Raw genomic sequence first — 854 nt, 5'->3', positions numbered from 1 at the left:
CGCGCTCAGCCCCACAGGCGGCGCGAGGCGATCTGGGCGCCGCGGGCGAGGGTCTCGAGCTTGGCCCAGGCGATCTGGGGGTGGACGCGCCCGCCCAGGCCGCAGTCGGTGGAGGCGATCACGTTCTCGCGGCCGACCAGGCGGGCGAACCGCTCGATGCGGTCGGCCACCAGCTCGGGGTGCTCCACGACGTTGGTCGCGTGGGAGACCACGCCGGGCAGGATGACCTTGCCCTCGGGCAGGGTGCGCTCGGCCCACACGCGCCACTCGTGCTCGTGGCGCACGTTGGCGGCCTCGAAGCTGTAGGCGCCGGCGTGCACCTGCAGCACCTGGTCGACGATGTGCTCGAAGCCCAGGTCGGTGGTGTGCGGGCCGTGCCACGAGCCCCAGCACACGTGCAGCCGCACCCGCTCGGCGGGCAGGCCGCGCAGGGCGTGGTTGAGCGCCTCGACCCGCACCTGCAGCCAGCGCTGGTAGTCCTCGACCGCCGGCTCGGGGTTGACCTGGTCCCACGACTCGGCCAGCGACGGGTCGTCGATCTGCAGCACCAGCCCGGCGTCCAGGATCGCGGTGTACTCCTGGCGCAGCACGTCGGCCCAGGCGTACAGGAACTCCTCCTCGCCGGCGTAGTACCGGTTGGAGATGCGTGCGGCCGAGCCGGGCGACAGCGCCGCGACGAACCCCTCCGCGGCGCCGGTCTCGCGCACCGCCCGGGTGAGGTTGTCGACGTCGGCGGCCACGTCGTCCTGGCCGGTGTAGGTCAGCGGGCCGGTCGCGGTGGGGAACGCCGGCGGCGGCAGGTCCGGGTCGGCCAGGTGGATGCCCGAGCGCGGGTCGCCGTAGGCCGCGGCGAA

At 74.4% G+C, this 854-nt stretch carries 1 protein-coding gene; it reads right to left on the bottom strand.

Annotation, left to right across the window (positions count from 1 at the left end; all coding sequences use genetic code 11):
- Positions 1–5 precede the first annotated feature (5 nt).
- Positions 6–854: cobalamin-independent methionine synthase II family protein (locus tag GSF02_RS18455; RefSeq protein WP_159798821.1), on the bottom strand; the 849-nt coding region annotated here is incomplete at its 5' end.

It is taken from the genome of Puerhibacterium puerhi (genome assembly GCF_009846865.1).
Lineage (GTDB): Bacteria > Actinomycetota > Actinomycetes > Actinomycetales > Cellulomonadaceae > Puerhibacterium > Puerhibacterium puerhi.
This window is presented reverse-complemented; position numbering and strand designations above follow the sequence as displayed.